This window comes from Ensifer sp. NM-2, from assembly GCF_003024455.1.
GTDB lineage: Bacteria > Pseudomonadota > Alphaproteobacteria > Rhizobiales > Rhizobiaceae > Ensifer > Ensifer canadensis.
Window position 1 is genome coordinate 26,538 of the sequence record NZ_PVZR01000029.1, and the last position, 15,824, is coordinate 42,361.

General features: G+C 63.2%; 15 protein-coding genes. 9 read left to right on the top strand and 6 right to left on the bottom strand.

Going from position 1 to position 15,824, the window contains the following annotated elements; genetic code table 11:
• The first annotated feature begins 40 nt into the window (after window positions 1-40).
• Both C6558_RS34150 and C6558_RS34155 read left to right on the top strand, forming a co-directional pair.
• The gene (locus C6558_RS34150; protein ID WP_225906473.1) at window positions 41-577 is read left to right on the top strand and encodes a DUF995 domain-containing protein; all 537 of its coding nucleotides are present in this window, start codon (window positions 41-43) and stop codon (window positions 575-577) included.
• 1 nt (window position 578) lies between these two features.
• Complete coding sequence (locus C6558_RS34155; protein ID WP_025424957.1) at window positions 579-1,547, top strand: glycoside hydrolase family 26 protein; 969 nt, start codon at window positions 579-581, stop codon at window positions 1,545-1,547.
• A 106-nt stretch (window positions 1,548-1,653) separates the two neighbouring features.
• Here C6558_RS34155 and hppD read toward each other — a convergent pair whose 3' ends face one another.
• Window positions 1,654-2,766, bottom strand: a complete 1,113-nt coding sequence (hppD, locus tag C6558_RS34160; protein ID WP_025424956.1) for a 4-hydroxyphenylpyruvate dioxygenase — start codon at window positions 2,764-2,766, stop codon at window positions 1,654-1,656.
• A gap of 150 nt (window positions 2,767-2,916) precedes the next feature.
• On the opposite strand from hppD, the gene C6558_RS34165 reads away from it, so the two are divergent.
• Window positions 2,917-3,396, top strand: a complete 480-nt coding sequence (locus tag C6558_RS34165) for an Lrp/AsnC family transcriptional regulator (RefSeq protein WP_025424955.1) — start codon at window positions 2,917-2,919, stop codon at window positions 3,394-3,396.
• A 24-nt stretch (window positions 3,397-3,420) separates the two neighbouring features.
• On the opposite strand, the gene C6558_RS34170 is transcribed toward C6558_RS34165, so the two are convergent.
• The gene (locus tag C6558_RS34170; protein ID WP_025424954.1) at window positions 3,421-3,888 is read right to left on the bottom strand and encodes a MarR family winged helix-turn-helix transcriptional regulator; all 468 of its coding nucleotides are present in this window, start codon (window positions 3,886-3,888) and stop codon (window positions 3,421-3,423) included.
• A 175-nt stretch (window positions 3,889-4,063) separates the two neighbouring features.
• On the opposite strand from C6558_RS34170, the gene hmgA reads away from it, so the two are divergent.
• The 6 genes from hmgA to C6558_RS34200 all read left to right on the top strand — a co-directional run bounded on the left by hmgA (window position 4,064) and on the right by C6558_RS34200 (window position 10,390).
• Entirely contained in the window at window positions 4,064-5,431 is a 1,368-nt protein-coding gene (hmgA, locus tag C6558_RS34175; RefSeq protein ID WP_025424953.1) for a homogentisate 1,2-dioxygenase, read from the top strand.
• On the top strand, window positions 5,428-6,297 hold the full coding sequence (locus C6558_RS34180; RefSeq protein ID WP_025424952.1) for an MBL fold metallo-hydrolase: 870 nt from the start codon (window positions 5,428-5,430) through the stop codon (window positions 6,295-6,297). The genes hmgA and C6558_RS34180 overlap by 4 nt, the downstream gene beginning before the upstream one ends.
• 12 nt (window positions 6,298-6,309) lie before the next feature.
• On the top strand, window positions 6,310-7,326 hold the full coding sequence (locus tag C6558_RS34185; protein WP_025424951.1) for a fumarylacetoacetate hydrolase family protein: 1,017 nt from the start codon (window positions 6,310-6,312) through the stop codon (window positions 7,324-7,326).
• A gap of 32 nt (window positions 7,327-7,358) precedes the next feature.
• Window positions 7,359-7,997 (top strand): maleylacetoacetate isomerase, encoded by a 639-nt coding sequence (gene maiA / locus C6558_RS34190; protein ID WP_025424950.1) that lies wholly within the window; start codon window positions 7,359-7,361, stop codon window positions 7,995-7,997.
• A gap of 165 nt (window positions 7,998-8,162) precedes the next feature.
• Entirely contained in the window at window positions 8,163-9,047 is an 885-nt protein-coding gene (gene purU, locus C6558_RS34195) for a formyltetrahydrofolate deformylase (RefSeq protein ID WP_025424949.1), read from the top strand.
• A 161-nt stretch (window positions 9,048-9,208) separates the two neighbouring features.
• The gene (locus tag C6558_RS34200) at window positions 9,209-10,390 is read left to right on the top strand and encodes an acetyl-CoA C-acyltransferase (RefSeq protein ID WP_025424948.1); all 1,182 of its coding nucleotides are present in this window, start codon (window positions 9,209-9,211) and stop codon (window positions 10,388-10,390) included.
• A 194-nt stretch (window positions 10,391-10,584) separates the two neighbouring features.
• Here the strand turns inward: C6558_RS34200 and lpdA are convergent, their stop codons facing one another.
• Genes lpdA through C6558_RS34225 form a run of 4 tightly spaced genes read right to left on the bottom strand, consistent with a single transcriptional unit; the run spans window position 10,585 to window position 15,520 of the window.
• Window positions 10,585-11,979, bottom strand: coding sequence for a dihydrolipoyl dehydrogenase (gene lpdA, locus C6558_RS34210; protein WP_025424947.1), 1,395 nt, complete (start codon window positions 11,977-11,979; stop codon window positions 10,585-10,587).
• Between the two features lie 7 nt (window positions 11,980-11,986).
• Complete coding sequence (locus tag C6558_RS34215) at window positions 11,987-13,270, bottom strand: dihydrolipoamide acetyltransferase family protein (RefSeq protein ID WP_025424946.1); 1,284 nt, start codon at window positions 13,268-13,270, stop codon at window positions 11,987-11,989.
• Window positions 13,271-13,272: 2 nt separating this feature from the next.
• Window positions 13,273-14,286, bottom strand: a complete 1,014-nt coding sequence (locus tag C6558_RS34220) for an alpha-ketoacid dehydrogenase subunit beta (RefSeq protein WP_025424945.1) — start codon at window positions 14,284-14,286, stop codon at window positions 13,273-13,275.
• A gap of 1 nt (window position 14,287) precedes the next feature.
• Window positions 14,288-15,520 (bottom strand): 3-methyl-2-oxobutanoate dehydrogenase (2-methylpropanoyl-transferring) subunit alpha, encoded by a 1,233-nt coding sequence (locus tag C6558_RS34225; protein ID WP_025424944.1) that lies wholly within the window; start codon window positions 15,518-15,520, stop codon window positions 14,288-14,290.
• Between the last annotated feature and the right edge of the window lie 304 nt (window positions 15,521-15,824).

Below are 15,824 nucleotides of genomic sequence, written 5' to 3' on the forward strand. Positions count from 1 at the left end.
TCTCGCACCGCAAAAGGCCCTCAAGCGAGGAGAAAAAATGATGAAACGGTCCATGAATGTATTGCTTTTGCCGCTTCTGCTGCCTCTCGCAGCCTTTGCGGTCTATACCGGCGCGCAACCCGCCAGGGCGAAGACGGAGATCAAGCCGATCCCCTTGAGCGCCTACGAGGTCTATTCTCTCTACCGGAACAAGACCTGGCAATGGCCGACGGGCGGCGCCCGCTTCACCGCGCATGACAGGAAGCTGGTCGCCTTCGTGAACGACAAGGGCAAACGCTCGTTTGCGGAAGGCAACTGGTACGTCAGTGATCTCGGTATGATGTGCATGCAGGCGAAATGGACGGCGCTCGATGGCTCCGGTCCGGCCCGCACCTGTTTCGGGCACAGCAAGATTGGCGACACGATTTATCAGCGGCGCGTGCCGAATGGCGAGTGGTACGTCTTCAAACATGCCAAGCCCAAGCCCGGCGACGAATACAGGAAACTCGTTGCTTCCGACGCAATCACGGAAAAGGCGTTACGCCTGAAGGACCAATACCTGGTCAAGAAGAGCGGTCGAACCGCCACAGGAGGATGACATGAAACGCAAATTGGCATTCGCCCTATGCACTGCGCTCGCCTTCAATCTGGGGTCCGGCGCGGGCCTGGTATCAGCGTTGGCACAGGAGAAGGCCGATCTTGCCGCCAATGGTAATGCAGGTCAGACACAGACAATGGCCGACAAGCGCCCCGTCATCCACCCCGGCGGAACGCGGCTCGGTGCCTATGATCCGCATGGCGATTTCGGCGACCAGACCGATGTCTCGACAGAGCATCTGTTCCTGCCATGGGAAGACGTGGATCTGGAATCGTTGCGCCTGGCTGACGCCTACGCGCTTCAGCGCAAGCGCAAGCTGCTGGTTACCATCGAGCCGTGGTCATGGTCGCTCGACTGGAAGCTGACGCCTGACCAGTTGCGCGACCGGACACTCAGGGGCGACTACGACGCCAACATGGAAGCGATCGCCAGCATGCTTGCCGAGCTGAAGAGCCCGGTCATCGTGCGCTGGGGGCAGGAGATGGAGGACACATCGGGACGGTTCTCCTGGGCCGGATGGGCGCCGCAGGACTACGTCAAAGCCTACAAGCACGCGATGGATATCGTGCGCAAACGAGTACCCAATGTCCAGCTGATGTGGTCGCCCAAGGGCATGCCGAACCTCGGCGAGTACTATCCGGGCGACGACTATGTCGATCTCGTCGGTCTTTCGGTGTTCGGTCTCGAACAGTTCGACGCGATCGAATACGGCGGGCCTCACACCTTCAAGCAGGCGCTGAAACCCGGCTACGGTCTTGTCGCCAAATACAACAAGCCGATCTGGGTCGCCGAGCTCGGTTGGCAGGGCGGCGCGCCCTACATGCAGTCCTGGATCGACACCGCCACACAGCCCGACCCGGATTTCCCAAACCTAGCCGAGGTCGTCTATTTCAACGATCGGGACGTGCATGAATGGCCGCATGAACTCGGTCGGCCGAACTGGCGCGTGGTCAACGACGCCACGAACTGAGTGCGGCGACAGTGCCGGAACCAAAAAAGCCCCTCGCCAGCGGGCGAGAGGCTTTTGTAAGACTCGAGAATAGCGCCACCACAAGAGAATGGAGGCGCTGTCCGTGCTACTCGGCCGCCTGCGGCCCGAGTTCGCCACGGCGGATCTGGTCGGCCTCGATCGATTCGAACAGGGCACGGAAATTGCCCTCGCCGAAACCTTCGTCACCCTTACGCTGGATGAACTCGAAGAAGATCGGTCCGATGACGGTCTTCGAGAAGATCTGCAGCAGGATCTTCGTCATGCCGCCGTTCACCACGCCTTCGCCATCGATCAGGATACCGTGCTTCTTCATCCGGTCGATCGGTTCGTCATGGCCGTGTACACGGTCATGCGACATGTCGTAGTAGGTTTCCGGCGGGCCTGGCATGAACTTCAGGCCATTGTCCGCCAGCTTGTCGGTGGCGTCGTAGATGCCTTCGGTGCCGACGGCGATGTGCTGGATGCCTTCGCCCTTGTATTTGCGCAGATATTCCTCGATCTGGCTGGTATCGTCCTTGGACTCGTTCAGCGGAATGCGAATCTTGCCGCAGGGCGAGGTGATCGCCCGGCTGACGAGGCCGGTGATGCGGCCGTCGATGTCGAAGAAATGGATCTGGGTGAAGTTGAACAGCTCGCGGTAGAAGGCCCACCACTTGTCCATGTTGCCGCGATAGACGTTGTGCGTCAGGTGGTCGAGATAATAGAAGCCGACGCCTTCCGGCTTCGGATTGCGCTCGCCGGTCCATTCGAATTCGGCCTCATAGGCCGAGCCCTTGGCGCCGTAGGTATCGACGAAATAGAGCAGCGACCCGCCGATGCCGACGATCGCAGGAACATCGAGACATTTGTCGGTGCCTTCGTAGGGGATGGCTCCCTTGGAGACCGCGTGGTCGAAGGTGTGCTTGGCGTCGACGACGCGCCAGGCCATCGACGGGGCGCAGGGGCCGTGCTCGTCGACGAAGCGCATGGCATGCGAGCCCGGCTCGGCATTCAGGATGTAATTGATATCGCCCTGTCGCCAGACGGTAATGTTCTTGCTCTTGTGTCTCGCGACAGGGCTGTAGCCCATGCGGGTAAAGAGCTCGGCGAGCTTCTCCGGCTCCGGATGGGCGAATTCGACGAATTCGAAGCCATCCGTACCAGCCGGGTTCTCCGCGGTAATCGTTGCGGGCGGGGCGTCATGCGGGAACGGGCCCATCGGAAGTCTCCTCTTTAAGTTCTCCAGATTTCTCTGGCCTCCAAACTTTGCTGGAGTATGACGCAAATTCGATGCATGATGCTTGTATTCTTGTGCGTTTTGAGCAGGATGCCGCACAAAACGTGCGAAATACTGTATAAGGATGCATGAATGGAGCAGCTTGACGGGTTCGATCTCAAGATCCTCAGCGAACTGCAGCGCGACGGACATCTCACCAACAACGAGCTATCGGAGCGCATCGCCCTTTCGCCCTCGCAATGCTCGCGCCGCCGCACCCGCCTGGAGGCGGAAGGCTTCATCACGGGCTATCAGGCGCAGATCGACCGGCAGAAGCTCGGACTCGATCTGATGGTGGTGATTTCGGTGACGCTCGCCACCCACAACCGCGACAACGCCAAGCGCTTCGGCAAGCTGATCTCGGCTCTGCCCGAGGTTCTGGAGGCTTACGCGCTGACCGGCGAAATGGATTATCACCTGCGGGTGGTGACGCCGGACCTCGCCGGCCTCTCGCGCTTCGTCAACGATGTGCTGCTGCCGCATGACAGCGTGCAGCACGTCAAGACGTCGATCGTGCTCGACACCTTGAAGAGTTTCCAGGGCGTGCCGATCCCGGAACGCATGAAAGGCTGATATCAGCGCCGGCTGGTACAAGGCTCATTTGCGGGAAGGGCGCTTCTCGGCCCTGTCGATCGCCCGTTCGATCGCTTCAAGGCCGGCGCATAGCGCCTTCAAGCCGCCGGCGCCGATCAGTTCGTTGAGGTGCGCCTGGTAGACGCTCGCAAGTCCTGTGAGTTCGCCATAGGCCAGCCGGCCGGCCCTGGTCAGTTCCAGATGTTCCAACCGGCGGTCGTCTTCGTCCTCGCTGCGCTTCAGCCAGCGCCGCTCCTCAAGCGCCGAGACGGCGCGGCTGACCTTGGTCTTGTGCATGGCCGAATGGGTGCCGACTTCCGTCGCCGTCATCGCACGGGCCGAGCTTCCAAGCGCCGCCAGCGTGCGCCACTCGGGGCGCGTCAACTGATAGCGCGCCTTGTATTCGGCTGCGAAGCGCACGGCGACGAACTCGGCGGCGCGGTTCAGTCGGTAGGGCAGGAATGCGTTGAGCTCGAAGCCATCGGCCGCCATCTGTGGCATCCTTGATAGTTACAAAATCGATAGTTACGATTGCAACTAATAGGGCGGCAGCGCGCCACCGTCCATTCGGATTTGGGGCGGCGCCCATATGTATAGAACGTGCCGTGGACTTCCGGGATCAGCCGTGATCCTCGATGGGCAGGCACCAGAGGAGGAGGTTGAGGTCATGTTGGACAAGGCACAGAAGCAGGCGGGCGCCGGGTCGACTGCTGATCAGTCGCTTGATTACATGCCGGGGTTCGGCAACGATTTCGAGACCGAAAGCCTGCCGGGCGCCTTGCCGCAGGGCCAGAACAGTCCGCAGAAATGCGCCTACGGTCTTTATGCCGAACAGCTCTCCGGTTCGCCCTTCACCGCGCCGCGCGGCACCAATGAGCGCTCCTGGCTCTACCGTATTCGCCCGAGCGTGCGTCACACCGGGCGGTTCCAGAAAATCGACTATCCGTACTGGAAGACCGGGCCGCATGTGGCCGATCATTCGCTGGCTCTTGGCCAGTTGCGCTGGGGGCCGCTGCCGGCGCCGTCGGAAAAATTGAACTTCCTCGAAGGCATCCGCACCATGACGACGGCCGGCGACGCGCTGACGCAGGGCGGCATGGCAGCCCACGCCTATGCCTTCAACGCCGATATGGTCGACGACTATTTCTTCAACGCCGACGGCGAGCTTTTGATCGTGCCGGAATGCGGCGCCATCCAGGTGTTCACCGAACTCGGCAAGATGGATGTCGAGCCTTCGGAGATCTGCCTGGTGCCGCGCGGCACCATGTTCAAGGTGACCAGGCTTGGCGACGAAAAGGTCTGGCGCGGTTACATCTGCGAAAACTACGGCGCCAAGTTCACACTGCCGGATCGCGGTCCGATCGGCGCCAACTGCCTTGCCAATCCGCGCGACTTCAAGACGCCGGTAGCTGCATATGAAGAAAAGGAAACGCCCTGCCGCGTGCATGTGAAGTGGTGCGGCGCCTTCCACGTCACCGAGATCGGCCATTCGCCACTCGACGTCATCGCCTGGCATGGCAATTACGCGCCCTATAAATACGATCTCAGGACCTTTTCGCCTGTTGGAGCGATCCTGTTCGATCATCCTGATCCGTCGATCTTCACCGTGCTCACCGCGCCGTCGGGCGAGGAGGGAACGGCGAATGTCGATTTCGTCATCTTCCCGCCGCGCTGGCTGGTGGCCGAACACACCTTCCGGCCGCCCTGGTATCACCGCAACATCATGAGCGAGTTCATGGGCCTGATCTATGGTCGCTATGATGCCAAGGAGGAGGGCTTCGTGCCCGGCGGCATGAGCCTGCACAACATGATGCTGGCCCACGGGCCGGACGCATCAGGTTACGACAAGGCGACAAACAGCGAGTTGAAACCGGTGAAGCTCGATCATACGATGGCCTTCATGTTCGAAACCCGCTTTCCGCAGCAATTGACCCGCTTCGCCGCCGAACTGGAGACGTTGCAGGACAACTACATCGATTGCTGGACCGATCTGAAAAAGCGCTTCAACGGCACGCCGGAAGGCGACTGGTCTTGAGAGCACGCCTGGTTCTGCTCGGCAGCAAGGGTGGCCCGGCAATCCGTCCGGGCGGCCCTTCGCCGACCTCGTCCTTGCTTGAAATCGGCGGCCGCACTGTGGTTGTCGACTGCGGCCTCGGCGTCACCCGCGGCCTCACCGATGCCGGCGTCAGCCTCAAAGCGCTGGATTTGATCTTCATCACCCATCTGCATTCCGATCACGTGCTCGAGCTCGGGCCCTTGATCCACACCGCTTGGACCGCCGGTCTCGCAACGACCGTGCGCGTCTTCGGCCCGCCGGGAACCCGCGACTACTGGCACGGCTTTCTGCAGGCGATGAAATTCGACATCGTTATCCGCGTCATCGACGAGGGCCGGCCCGATCTGCGCCAACTCGTCGACATCGTCGAATTTGCCGAGGGCCCGGTCCTGGCCGAAGGCGACCTGGCGGTGTCGGCGCTGCGCGTCGATCATCCGCCGGTGACCGATTGCTTCGCGCTGCGGTTCGACCATGCGGAGGCGAGCGTGGTATTTTCGGCCGACACGGCCTATTTCCCGCCGCTCGCCGATTTCGCTGATCGTGCCGACATTCTGGTGCATGAGGCAATGCTGACAGAGGGCGTCGATCGGCTGGTGGCGCGCACCGGCAACGGCGCGCGGCTGAAGGAGCACCTGCTGGCAAGCCACAGTTTTGCCGGAGAGGCCGGTGCGATTGCCACGGCGGCCGGCGTCGGGCGGTTGGTGCTGCATCATCTCATCCCGGCCGACGATCCTGAAATCACGCACGCTCATTGGACGGCTGCCACGCGCAAAAGCTGGACCGGTGCCTTGACGATCGCGTCTGACGGCCTTGTTGTGGAACTTGCGGACGAATCGTCTGCGTAGAGGGAGGATTGCATGAAACTGGCGACACTCAAGGATGGCTCGCGTGACGGAAAACTCGCGGTCGTCTCCCGCGATCTCACCCGCTGCTCGGAGGTCGGGCACATTGCCCGCACGCTGCAGGCCGCACTCGACGACTGGGCACATACAGGGCCGCGGCTCGAGCGCGTTGCCGAAGGCATCGAAACCGGTGCGCAGCCAACGGTCCGCTTCCACGAGCACGATGCGCTTTCGCCGTTGCCGCGCGCCTATCAGTGGGCGGACGGTTCAGCCTACGTCAATCACGTCGAGCTGGTGCGAAAAGCCCGCAACGCCGAGATGCCGGCGAGCTTCTGGACCGATCCGCTGATCTACCAGGGCGGCTCGGACAGCTTCATTGCGCCGCGCGATCCGATCCTGATGGCGGATGAAAGCTGGGGCGTCGACATGGAAGGCGAGATCGCCGTCGTCGTCGACGACGTGGCGATGGGTGCCTCGATCGAAGAGGCGCGCGCCGCCATTCGGCTGGTGATGCTGGTCAACGACGTGTCGCTGCGCGGTCTTATCCCGGCCGAACTCGCCAAGGGTTTCGGTTTCTATCAGTCGAAGCCGTCGTCTGCCTTCTCGCCGGTCGCCGTCACGCCGGATGAATTGGGCGACGCCTGGGATGGCGGCAAGCTGCATCTGCCGCTTCATGTCGACCTCAACGGCAAGCCTTTCGGCCGCGCGGACGCCGGCGTCGACATGACCTTCGATTTCGGCCAACTGATTGCGCACGCGGCCAAGACGCGGCCGCTTGCATCGGGCACGATCATCGGTTCGGGCACCGTCTCCAACAAGCTCGACCGTGGTCCCGGAAAACCGGTCTCCGAAGGTGGCGCCGGCTACTCCTGCATTGCCGAGCTGCGCATGATCGAGACCATCGTTGGCGGCGCGCCCAAGACGCACTTCCTGCGCTTCGGCGACATCGTGCGCATCGAGATGAAGGACAAGGCGGGCCATTCGATCTTCGGTGCGATCGAGCAGTCGGTCGGGCCTTACGAAAAGGCCTGATTGTGGGCAGCGCACGCGACGAGGATAGCAGCATGGCCGAGACCGATCTCTATGACTATTGGCGGTCCTCGGCGAGCTACCGTGTCCGCATCGCGCTGAACAGTCTCGGCGAGACCTATCGATCGGTGCCGGTGGACCTGCTTGCCAGGGGCCATCGGCAAGCGGAACATCTCGACCGCAATCCGCAGGGGCTCTTGCCCGTGCTCGACATCGATGGCGAGCGGTTCACGCAATCGCTCGCCATCATCGAGTATCTGGCGGAAACGCGGGAAGCGGCCGGCTTCCTGCCTGATGATGCGGTGGGGCGGCAGCGCGTGCGCGCGCTGTCCTACGCGATCGCGATGGACATCCATCCCGTCTGCAATCTCGGCGTCGTATCCTTCGTCATGGCCAATGCTGCAGACGGCGAGGCCGCGCGCCGCGACTGGATGCGCAAGTTCATCGGCGAGGGCTTGGCGGCGTTCGAGCGCCTGCTCGACCACCCGTCAACCGGGAGCTTCTGCCACGGCGACAGCCCCGGCATGGCCGATTTCTGCCTGGTGCCGCAGGTCTACAATGCCCGTCGCTGGGACGTCGATCTTTCCGCCTGCCCGAAACTTGTCGCCATCGACCAGCGCTGCGCCGAGATCGACGCGTTTGCCCGCGCCCATCCCGATCGCACCCCGCGCTAGCCAATCCAGGCGCCATTCACAAAGCCGCACCGGTGCCGGCTGGCCGGTTCCGTCCAGCCGATGTCGCGAATGGATCGACAGCCGGGCGAAGGCCGCGCTAGTTTTCGCGGTGACTGGCCGTATAAGGGGGGCCGGAAAAACCTCTGGAGCGAGAGACAGATACCGATGAAAAGCTATGTGCTGACCGTCACCTGCAAGTCCACCCGCGGCATCGTTGCCGCCATTACCGGTTATCTCGCGGAAAAAGGCTGTTATATCACCGACAGTTCGCAGTTCGACGACCTGCAGACGGGCCTGTTCTTCATGCGCCTGACCTTCATCAGCCAGGACGGCGTCAAGCTCGACGAGCTGAAGGAAGGCTTTGCGCCTGTTGTCAAGCGGTTCGACATGACCTGCGAGATCCGCGACAGCGAAGAGCGCATGAAAGTGCTGCTGATGGTGTCGCGTTTCGGCCATTGCCTCAACGACCTGCTCTACCGCTGGAAGATCGGCGCCTTGCCGATCGATATCGTCGGCGTCATCTCCAACCACTTCGATTACCAGAAGGTGGTCGTCAACCACGACATCCCCTTCCACCACATCAAGGTGACCAAGGAGAACAAGCCGCAGGCCGAAGCACGCATGCTGGAGATCGTCGAGCAGACGGACGCCGATCTGGTCGTGCTCGCCCGCTACATGCAGGTTCTGTCCGACCAACTCTGCAAGAAGATGTCCGGCCGGATCATCAATATCCACCATTCCTTCCTGCCGTCGTTCAAGGGCGCGAACCCCTACAAGCAGGCCTATGAGCGCGGCGTGAAGCTGATCGGTGCGACGGCGCACTATGTCACCGCGGATCTCGACGAGGGTCCGATCATCGAGCAGGACATCGCCCGCATCACCCATGCCCAGAGCGCCGAGGACTATGTCTCGATCGGCCGCGACGTCGAAAGTCAGGTGCTGGCGCGCGCCGTACACGCCCATATCCATCATCGCTGCTTCATCAACGGCAACCGCGTCGTCGTCTTCCCGGCGAGCCCCGGCAGCTATGCTTCCGAGCGCATGGGCTGATTGCCGGCCGGCAGCCCGACCTGCCATCGCCGGGCGTTGTCCCGGCGGTGGAACACGTGAAAATCCGATCCGGTCGCTGGCGCCAACAAGTCGCGTTGCACTGCACAATCGCTGCGCTATAGTCGCTTCCAACCGCGAGAGAGGCGGTGCAGGAGGAAGACATGGACAAGCTTGACCCGGTCGTCATCGTTTCGGCGGCACGCACACCGATGGGCGCCTTTCAGGGCGGCCTCAAGGATTTGACGGCGCCGGAGATCGGCGCCATCGCGCTGAAGGCGGCGCTTGCGCGCGCCGGCCTCGATGCCGTCGACGAAGTGCTGATGGGCAATGTACTGCCCGCGGGCGTCGGCCAGAACCCGGCGCGCCAGGCGGCACTCGGCGCCGGCCTCGGCATGGAAACGCCGTCGACCACGATTTCGAAAGTTTGCGGTTCGGGCATGAAGGCGCTGATGCTCGGCCATGACACGCTGCTTTCCGGCGGCGCCACGGCGCTTGCGGTCGGCGGCATGGAGTCGATGACCAATGCGCCCTATCTACTGCCCAAGGCACGCGGCGGTTTTCGCCTCGGCCACGGCGAAGTCAAGGATCACATGTTCCTCGACGGTCTCGAGGATGCCTATTCCGGTCGGCTGATGGGCACCTATGCCGAAGATACGGCCGAGCACTACCAGTTCTCCCGCGAGGATCAGGATGCCTTTGCCCTGCGTTCGCTGGAACGCGCCGTGAAGGCATTGGAGGATGGTTCGTTTGCCGAGGAGACGGTTGCGATCAACGGCGCCGGCAAGCGACAGACCGTAACGCTTGACCACGATGAGCAGCCCGGAAAGGCGGACCCGGCAAAAATCCCGAAGCTGAAGCCGGCGTTCCGTGAAAACGGCAGCGTGACGGCCGCCAACTCCTCCTCGATCTCAGACGGTGCGGCAGCGCTCATCCTGATGCGCGCAAGCGAGGCGGAGAAGCGTGGGCTGACGCCGCTTGCGATCGTTGCCGGCCATGCCGGTCATGCGCAGGAGCCAGCCTGGTTCACCACCGCGCCGATCGGAGCCATTGAGAAGCTGCTGTCAAAGCTCGATTGGGAAAAGAACAGCGTCGGGCTCTATGAAATCAACGAAGCCTTCGCCGTGGTTGCCATGGCTGCGGTCCGCGACCTCGGCCTTTCCGATGACATCGTCAACATCCACGGCGGCGCCTGCGCGCTCGGCCACCCGATCGGCGCTTCCGGCGCCCGGATCATCGTGACGCTTCTGCACGCGATGCGCGCCAAGGGCGTCAGGCGCGGCATCGCCTCCCTCTGCATCGGCGGCGGCGAGGCGACGGCGGTGGGGCTGGAGTTGTTGCAGTAAGGGGGGCATTGTCGCCGCCCTCATTCCTGTGCTTGTCACAGGAATCCAGCAGCGCCGCGTCTGCGGCGCTGAAGGGCTTCTTTCCTCCGAAGAGCTGAATGCGCGATGACGATTCATTCACGGCGCCGACGCGCCGTAGCTGGATTCCTGTGACAAGCACAGGGATGAGGTGAGAGGAGATCGTCTCTCGCCGTTCAGATATGCAGCGCGTGGCCCAAAGCCTTGAGGGCCGCCTCCTGGAACGCTTCCGATTGCGTTGGGTGAGCATGGATCGTGCCGGCGATGTCTTCTAGGCGCGCGCCCATCTCAATCGCAAGTCCGAAGCTTGCCGAAAGCTCGGACACGCCGTGGCCAACGGCCTGGATGCCGAGGACCAGATGGTTGTCGGCGCGCGCGACGACGCGCACGAAACCGTCCTCCGACAGCGTCGTCATGGCGCGGCCGTTCGCCTGGAAGGGAAACTGGCCGATCTTGATCTCGATGCCGCTGGCACGGGCTTCTTCCGGCGATAGTCCTGATGTCACGATCTCCGGGTCGGTGAAGCAGACGGCGGGAATGCAGCGCTTGTCCCAGGCGCGTTTGTTGCCGGCGACGATCTCCGCGACCATTTCCCCTTGCGCCATGGCGCGGTGGGCCAGCATCGGCTCGCCGGTGACGTCGCCGATCGCATAGATGCCGCGCATCGACGTGCGGCACTGGTCGTCGATGCGGATGAATTTTCCGGCGCGGTCGAGATCGATTTCTTCAAGCCCAAAACCTTCGGTCACGGGTTTGCGGCCGACCGTCACCAGAACCTTTTCCGCCGGTACCTCGATCGGCCGACCATTGTGCTCGGCAAGCAGGCTCTTGCCGTCGGCGGAGAGCCCCTTGGCAACTGTCTGGGTGAACACTTCGATGCCGAGTTCGCCGAGCCGCTTGGCAATCGGCTTCGACAGATCGGCGTCATATTGCGGCAGGATGCGCGTCTGCGCCTCGAGCACGGTGACGTGAGCGCCGAGCTTGGCAAAGGCGGTGCCGAGTTCCAGTCCGATGTAACCGCCACCGATGACGGCAACGCTGGCCGGCACGCTTTTCAACGACAGCGCCTCGGTCGACGAAATGATCGAGCCGCCGAACGGCATGTCGGGAAGCTCGATCGGCGCCGAGCCGGTGGCAATCACGATCGCGTCGGCGCGAATGCGCTGCAGGCCGATCTCGGTCTCGACATCGACCGTCTTGCCGTCGACGAAACGGGCGACGCCGATGACGGCCTTAACGCCTGCCTTCTTCAGAAGGCCGGTGACACCGCCGTTCAGCCGGCCGACGATGCCGTCCTTCCAGGCAACGGTGCGGGCGAGATCGATCGTCGGGTTGGCGAGCGACAGGCCGAGCGGACTGCGGCCGGAGGCAGCCGAGCGCAACTTATGGAATTCGTCGGCGGCGTGGATGAGCGCCTTGGACGGGATGCAGCCGACATTGAGGCAGGTACCGCCGGCCTTCGCCTTCTCGACGATGACGGTGTCGACGCCGAGCTGGCCAGCGCGGATGGCGCAGATGTAGCCGCCGGGGCCGGCACCGATGACGAGCAGCTTGCAGGAAATTTCCTTCATGATCGCCTCATGCCTCCACGAAAATCAGCGCTGGCGTTTCGAGCAGAGCCTTCAGCCGCTGCACGAAGGTGGCCGCATCCCAGCCATCGATGACGCGATGGTCGAAGCTCGACGACAGGTTCATGATCTTGCGCGGTACGAATTGCGCACCGTCCCAGACCGGGCGAACCGCCAGCTTGTTGACGCCAACGATCGCGACCTCGGGGTGGTTGATAACAGGGGTCGTGACGATGCCGCCGAGTGCGCCGAGCGAGGAGATGGTGATGGTCGAGCCGGTGAGCTCGTCGCGGGTCGCGGTGCCAGTACGGGCCGCTTCCGCCAGCCGGTTGAGCTCGACGGCGCAATCCCAGATGCCGCGCGCTTCGGCGTGGCGCACGACCGGCACGGTCAGGCCCGCCGGCGTCTGCGTGGCGATGCCGATATGTACCGCGTGGTGACGGTTGATGATGCCGGCGCCATCGTCGAAGGTGGAGTTCACACCCGGCAGATCGGCGATCGCCCGCACAAGCGCGCGCATCAGATAGGGCAGGATCGTCAGCTTCGGCTGATCCGGCTTGCGATCGCGGTTCATCATGGTGCGCAGGTCTTCGAGTGCTGTCATGTCGACCTCCTCCACATAGGTGATGTGGGGGATGCGCGAGGTCGACAGCGTCATCTTCTCGGCAATGCGGCGGCGTAGACCGGTCACCTTGATCTCGTCGATGGCGGTCTTGCGCACGAGCCCGGCAGGGACTGCCACCGGCTGCGCGCCACGGGCAAGAAACTGGTCGAGATCATCATGGGTGATGCGCCCGGCAGGCCCGGTGCCGGTCACCTGGCGCAGGTCGACTCCGCTTTCGCGGGCGCGCAGGCGCACGGCGGGGGAGGCCAGTGCCTTCTCCAGGCGCTCGGATGAAACATGCACGCCGTTCTTGGCCGGGGCCGCCGTCTTCGCCTCGACCTTTGCCGGTTGGCTCGGTGTTGCGGCCGGGGCTTCGGTCTTCGGCACCGGTTTTTCCTCCGCCTTGGCCGCTGGCTTTTCTTCGGCCGCAAGAGCCTCCGTGCCTTCGCCGGCGATTTCGATGCGAACGAGAGGGGCCTTGACCGCCACCGTGTCGCCGATCTCGGCACCGAGCCAGAGCACCGTGCCGTTGACCGGTGAGGGGATCTCGACCGTCGCCTTGTCGGTCATGACGGCGGCGAGGATCATGTCCTCGCGCACGGGATCACCGGGTTTCACATGCCATTCGACCAGTTCGGCCTCGGCCACGCCTTCGCCGACATCCGGCATCTTGATTACGAATTCGCCCATGCTCAGGCCTCCATCACTTCGACGAGCGCGCGTCCGACGCGCGCCGGGCCGGGGAAATAGTCCCACTCCTGGGCATGCGGGTAGGGTGTGTCCCAGCCGGCGACGCGCACGACGGGGGCTTCCAGATGGTAGAAGCAATACTCCTGGACGAGGGAGGCGATTTCGCCGCCGAAGCCCGATGTCAGCGTCGCCTCATGCACGACGACGCAGCGGCCGGTCTTTTCGACCGACTGGACGATGGCGTCGAGATCGAGCGGCAGCAGGCTGCGCAGGTCGATCACCTCGGCGTCGATGCCGGTTTCTTCCACTGCTGCCAGCGCCACATGCACCATGGTGCCATAGGCGACGACGGTGACGGCCGAGCCCTTGCGACGCACTTCCGCCTTGCCGATCGGGATCGTGTAATGCCCCTCCGGCACCTCGCCGAGATCGTGTTTCGACCAGGGGATGACGGGCCGGTCGTGATGGCCGTCGAAGGGACCGTTATAGAGCCGCTTCGGCTCCAGGAACATCACCGGATCGGGGTCTTCGATCGAGGCGATCAGCAGGCCCTTGGCGTCATAGGGATTGGACGGCACCACGACCTTGAGGCCGCAGACATGGGTGAACAGCGCTTCCGGGCTCTGGCTGTGCGTCTGGCCGCCGAAGATGCCGCCGCCGGTCGGCATGCGCAGCACGATCGGGCAGGTGAAGTCGCCGTTGGAGCGATAGCGGATGCGGGCTGCTTCCTGGGTGATCTGGTCGTAGGCGGGGTACATGTAGTCGGCAAACTGGATCTCGACGCAGGGTTTCAGCCCGTAGGCCGCCATGCCGATTGCCGTGCCGACGATGCCGCTTTCGCTGATCGGCGCGTCGAAGCAGCGGGTCTTGCCATATTTCGCCTGAAGCCCTTGCGTGCAGCGGAAGACGCCGCCGAAGTAACCGACGTCCTCGCCGAAGACGACGACATTGTCATCGCGCCCCATGGAGACGTCCATGGCGCTGCGCACGGCCTCGATCATTGTCATTCTGGCCATATCAGTATCCTGCCTTCTGGCGCTGGCGGCGAATATGTGGCGGCATCTCGGCGTAGACGCCTTCGAAGATGTCGCGCACCGATGGCTTGCCGCCGGCATGCAAGGTGCCGTGGCCTTCTGCCTGCTTTTGCGCCTGGATCACCGCGTCGACGATCTCGGCTTCCGCCTGGGTGTGGCGCTCTTCCGACCAGGCGCCACGCAGGATCAGGTGCTTTTTCAGCCGGAGGACCGGGTCGCCGAGTGGCCAGGCTTCCGATTCCGTCTTCGGCCGGTAGGCGCTCGGATCGTCGGAGGTGGAATGTGCTCCGACCCGGTAGGTGACATATTCGATCACCGTCGGGCCGAGGTTGCGCCGGGCGCGCTCCGCCGCCCATTTGGCGACCGCATAGACGGCGAGATAGTCGTTGCCGTCGACGCGCAGTGCCGGGATGCCGAAGCCGAGGCCGCGGGCGGCAAAGGTGCCGGAGCCGCCGCGGGCGATGCCCTGGAAGGTCGAGATCGCCCACTGATTGTTGACGATGTTGAGGATAACAGGCGCCTTGTAGGTGGAGGCGAAGACGAGCGCTGAGTGGAAGTCGGATTCCGCCGTCGAGCCGTCGCCGATCCAAGCGGCCGCGATCTTGGTGTCGTTCTTGATCGCCGAGGCCATGGCCCAGCCGACAGCCTGGACATATTGCGTGGCGAGGTTGCCGGAGATGGTGAAGAAGCCATGTTCCTTGGAGGAATACATGATCGGCAACTGGCGGCCGCGCAACGGATCGCTCTCGTTCGAGAAGATCTGGTTCATCATCTCGACCATCGGGTATTCGTCGGCGATCAATAGGCCCGCCTGGCGATAGGTCGGGAAGTTCATGTCGCCCTTGTTCAGCGCCTTGCGGAAGGCGCAGCTGACCGCCTCTTCGCCCAGATGCTGCATGTAGAACGAGGTCTTGCCCTGCCGCTGCGCCATGACCATGCGCGCATCGAAGGCGCGCAGCGTCATCATGTGCTTGAGGCCGGCCAAGAGTTCGTCGTCCGACAACAGCCCGGCCCAGGGGCCGACCGCCTCACCGTCGCGGTTGAGTACGCGGATGATCGAATAGGCGAGGTCGCGGATCTCTTCCGGGGCGACATCGATTTCCGGCCTCGGAACGGAGCCCGCCTTCGGAATCTTGACGTTGGAAAAGTCCGGCTCGCCACCCGGCCGGACGGCCGGTTCGGGGACATGCAGGCTAAGTCGATCGGGATCGCTCATGCGGTTTCCGGCCTCCCTCCGGAGTGCGCGACGCGCACCAGTCAGCATCGGGGAAAACGGGATGTCGCCGCATGGCAAAAGTGGGCGGGACCACCTGCGGGCTCCTCCGCCCCAGATCGTCACGCCTTCCTCCTCAGCCCGTTCTCCCGACGGGAATGCACACAGACTGCCATGAGTTCAGGGGCTTATGAAGGCCTTTCGGCCGCCCGGGCTGCTTGCAGCAGAAGAAAGACAGATTCCTGCCATCGCCATGCCAGCGGCAGATGCGGCTGCGATTCCAGGTCCGGCTCACGCGTAATTTTCT

Excerpts from the sequence above, each read along its gene's own strand:
- C6558_RS34150 (WP_225906473.1), top strand. The coding sequence starts at position 41 with ATGAAACGGTCCATGAATGTATTGCTTTTGCCGCTTCTGCTGCCTCTC.
- C6558_RS34155 (WP_025424957.1), top strand. The coding sequence starts at position 579 with ATGAAACGCAAATTGGCATTCGCCCTATGCACTGCGCTCGCCTTCAAT.
- hppD (WP_025424956.1), bottom strand. The coding sequence starts at position 2,766 with ATGGGCCCGTTCCCGCATGACGCCCCGCCCGCAACGATTACCGCGGAG.
- C6558_RS34165 (WP_025424955.1), top strand. The coding sequence starts at position 2,917 with ATGGAGCAGCTTGACGGGTTCGATCTCAAGATCCTCAGCGAACTGCAG.
- C6558_RS34170 (WP_025424954.1), bottom strand. The coding sequence starts at position 3,888 with ATGGCGGCCGATGGCTTCGAGCTCAACGCATTCCTGCCCTACCGACTG.
- hmgA (WP_025424953.1), top strand. The coding sequence starts at position 4,064 with ATGTTGGACAAGGCACAGAAGCAGGCGGGCGCCGGGTCGACTGCTGAT.
- C6558_RS34185 (WP_025424951.1), top strand. The coding sequence starts at position 6,310 with ATGAAACTGGCGACACTCAAGGATGGCTCGCGTGACGGAAAACTCGCG.
- maiA (WP_025424950.1), top strand. The coding sequence starts at position 7,359 with ATGGCCGAGACCGATCTCTATGACTATTGGCGGTCCTCGGCGAGCTAC.
- purU (WP_025424949.1), top strand. The coding sequence starts at position 8,163 with ATGAAAAGCTATGTGCTGACCGTCACCTGCAAGTCCACCCGCGGCATC.
- C6558_RS34200 (WP_025424948.1), top strand. The coding sequence starts at position 9,209 with ATGGACAAGCTTGACCCGGTCGTCATCGTTTCGGCGGCACGCACACCG.
- lpdA (WP_025424947.1), bottom strand. The coding sequence starts at position 11,979 with ATGAAGGAAATTTCCTGCAAGCTGCTCGTCATCGGTGCCGGCCCCGGC.
- C6558_RS34215 (WP_025424946.1), bottom strand. The coding sequence starts at position 13,270 with ATGGGCGAATTCGTAATCAAGATGCCGGATGTCGGCGAAGGCGTGGCC.
- C6558_RS34220 (WP_025424945.1), bottom strand. The coding sequence starts at position 14,286 with ATGGCCAGAATGACAATGATCGAGGCCGTGCGCAGCGCCATGGACGTC.
- C6558_RS34225 (WP_025424944.1), bottom strand. The coding sequence starts at position 15,520 with ATGAGCGATCCCGATCGACTTAGCCTGCATGTCCCCGAACCGGCCGTC.